This window comes from Candidatus Chloroploca sp. Khr17 (genome assembly GCF_004138165.1).
In the GTDB taxonomy this organism is placed as follows: domain Bacteria; phylum Chloroflexota; class Chloroflexia; order Chloroflexales; family Chloroflexaceae; genus Chloroploca.
Genome location: NZ_RYFF01000128.1, coordinates 1 through 3101 on the forward strand (window position 1 = coordinate 1; position 3101 = coordinate 3101).

Here is a 3101-nt window from a genome sequence, read left to right on the forward strand (position 1 = left end):
GTGCAGACGAGACTCATTGATTGGATGTGGGTTCCCATCGATTCCCCTGTTGTGGGCCGGACTTTTTCAGCAGTCTCCTTTCGCCGTGGGAGCCGTCACAGCGCTTCAAAGGTCAGGGTTCTCTGCCTGCCACGATCCAGGCTGATGCACACCACATCCTGGAACGTCAACCCGCCACAGCGGTTCCAGCGCGGGCCCGCGTGCAATGCGGGCGGATTCTGGCCCGCCTGGGCGCCCCCCGCCCCGGTGTCTGCACGCTGCCCCCCGCGATGGTGGAACTGCCTAGGGGCACCCTGGTGCTGGGCAGCACCCCGGAACAGGCTGAGGCAGCCGGGCGAGCCTGGGAGCAGTACTGGCTGCAACAGGGAGACAAATCAACGGCAAAGGAGGCTCGGCGTTGGCCTGACAATGAGATCAACGATCACCCCGTGACGCTCGCCCCCTTTGCCATCGGGCGCTACCCGGTGACGAATGCGCAGTATGCGGTGTTTATCGCCGAGGGCGGGTATGATCCAGCGGCCCCCTGGTGGGATGCGGCTGGGCGGGCGTGGCTGGCCCGCGATGATGCCGCCACCGAGGGGTTGGATCCGTGGCAGCAGCGGCAGCGCAAAGATCAGCCAGAGTTGTGGGATGATGAAGCGTTCGGGCACGGGCGAGGGAACTACCCGGTGGTGGGCGTGAATTGGTATGAAGCCATGGCCTTTGGCCGCTGGCTGACCGCATACCTGGATGATGGCTTCGTCTATCGGCTGCCGAGTGAGGCAGAGTGGGAGTATGCGGCGCGGGGGCCAAAGCGACGGAACTATCCGTGGGGTACGGCTGAGCCTGAGGGTGAACGGGCGAACTTTGATGGGATCTATGATGGCACGACTGCGGTAGGCTGTTTCCCGGCCGGGGCGACGCCGGACGGGGTGCTGGATCTGGCGGGTAATGTGTGGGAATGGACGCGGAGCGTGTATCGCCCGTATCACTACGATCCCGCCCTCGACGACGGACAGGAGGAGGGGGCTGATGCCGCCGAAAAACGCTTTACACTTCGTGGCGGCTCGTGGGGCGATGTTTCGTCCTTCCTGCGCGCGGCCTTCCGCCATCATAATACGCCCGTCACCCATAATCGGAATGTGGGTTTTCGGCTTGCCCGGCACCCACATGTGTAAAGTGTTCTGTGTTCTGTCGCGTGACGTAAGTACCGCCGTGCAGGTAGCACAGGTACGGCTAGCGGAGGGCGCGGCGCGGTGCCGGGGGGATGCAAGGGGGCGCACCCCCTTGCTTGCGCCTGTGGCGCAACGGCGCGGAAGCCGTACCTCGGGGAGGCACGCCTTCCGTCGGCGTAATGGTTTTACCGTAAATGATCCGCTATGAACCGGATGCCGTGGGGCTGAAGCCCTCGGCTAGGTGAAGCGAAGCCCACCTCCGTGGGCTAGACCGGATTCATCTCTGGAAGACCATAACGCCTCGGCTCGTGGGTGCGAAGCCCACCTTTGTGGGCTGGGCATGGTGTCTTTTCTCATCGGTCCTGGAAGCGCGGGCGTCCCGCCCTCAGCATGCCCTCCGAGGGCAGGACGCCCGCGCGCCCATGCTGGCCTGTTACCCCGCATGTGAACACGTACCAGCACAGGGCAATCGCATCTTTCGTGTATGCACCCGCCAGGGCACCCGCAAGGGGTGCCCGTCCACCCGGCCCGGCCCCCGCCGGGTTGCGCCGGAGCCGCGCACACCACCACAACAGCCCGGCCGGCCTGTAGGGGCACCCCTGGCGGGTGCCCTGATTGTAGGGGCACCCCTGGCGGGTGCCCCTACTCCGGTTTCGTATGGTGCCATCGCCCTGCGTACCAGCAAGCAGCATCTTGCAGGCATTGAACCCTCGTACTACAATATAAGAGAGGCAAGGTGGATGTTCGGAGCACTCCCATACACATCAGACGGTCGGTTTGACGCAACGGCGCGTAGCTGGGCAGCGTGATGCATCAAACCTTTGCGTCTTTGCGCCTTTGCGTCAATACGGGTCAACCTTGTTTGCATGGTATTTGCGGCTAGCCAATGCGCTGGAAAGGATTCTGTTGATGACGCTTACCCTTGAACCACCTGTCTTGCCGATGACCCTGACGCCGCATGGAGTTGTGTTGGTGCGGGGGACACGCGTGCCGATTGAGACCCTCATTACCGCGTTTCTCCAGGGTGACACCCCCGAAGAGATGGCCCAAAATTTTCCTACGGTGAGTGTGGCGGATGCATATGCGGTCATCGCCTATTATTTGCAGCACCAGACCGCAGTTGAACAGTACCTTGAGGAACGTGGGCAGCGTCGTGCTGAGGTGCAGGCTCGTGTTGAAGCCCAGCAACAGCTCCATGGGCTCCGCGCCCGTCTTTTGGCACGTCAGGCAGCGCATGAAACTCCTCGCTGATGAGAATTTTCACCGTGCGATTGTGCGCGGTCTCTTACGGCATATGCCGCAGCTTGATCTTGTTCGCGTGCAAGATGTTGGTCTACGTGGCGCTGATGATCCAACCGTCCTGGCCTGGGCCGCTGGCGAAGGTCGGCTGATTCTTACGCATGATGCCGAAACCTTGATTGCTGATGCCTATGTGCGGGTACGATCTGCTTTGCCCATGCCTGGGGTGATTGAGGTGAGTCAGACTGCACCGATCGGCGTCGTCATTGAGGATCTTATCCTCCTGATTCAGGGAAGTCTGCCGAACGAGTGGGAGCATCAAGTGCTCTATGTGCCACTTCGCTGATCGGGGCCAATGAAGCATTTCATCTGGCGATCGGTGGGACCTATGAACAATCCCCTTGCGACGACGATTACGCAATTGCTGGGGCTCCATGCGCAGGGCTTGCTTGATGATGCCGAGTTGACGGCCAAGCTCGATCAACTGCGCGCCCGCGTTGGGGCGTCGGCGGTGGCCGAGGTGTTGGCCGCGTGCGCAACCGAGGTGCCGCTGCCGTCGCCAGCCGAGGTGCCGCGTGTCCATGTGCAGACCGTGACTGGCAGTCCGCAGGTGGCGGTGGCGGGCGATATTCACGGGCATCTCTTTCTCGATGGTCAGCGCACAGAGGCCCATGCCACGCTGCTTGCCACCTATCTCCAGCGGGTGGT

Annotated in this window: 4 protein-coding genes; all 4 read left to right on the plus strand. The window is 62.3% G+C overall.

Annotated elements, in window-relative coordinates:
* Positions 1 to 26: 26 nt before the first annotated feature.
* Positions 27 to 1157 carry an SUMF1/EgtB/PvdO family nonheme iron enzyme gene (locus tag EKD05_RS25250; RefSeq protein ID WP_165360984.1) on the plus strand — a complete coding sequence of 377 codons (1131 nt, stop codon included), beginning with the start codon at positions 27 to 29 and terminating at the stop codon, positions 1155 to 1157.
* A 906-nt stretch (positions 1158 to 2063) separates the two neighbouring features.
* The gene (locus tag EKD05_RS25255) at positions 2064 to 2405 is read left to right on the plus strand and encodes a DUF433 domain-containing protein (RefSeq protein WP_129678390.1); all 342 of its coding nucleotides are present in this window, start codon (positions 2064 to 2066) and stop codon (positions 2403 to 2405) included.
* Positions 2389 to 2739 (plus strand): DUF5615 family PIN-like protein, encoded by a 351-nt coding sequence (locus tag EKD05_RS25260; protein ID WP_129678392.1) that lies wholly within the window; start codon positions 2389 to 2391, stop codon positions 2737 to 2739. Before EKD05_RS25255 ends, EKD05_RS25260 begins: the two co-directional genes overlap by 17 nt.
* 42 nt (positions 2740 to 2781) lie before the next feature.
* On the plus strand, positions 2782 to 3101 hold a 320-nt coding region (locus EKD05_RS26210; RefSeq protein WP_165360985.1), incomplete at its 3' end, for a hypothetical protein.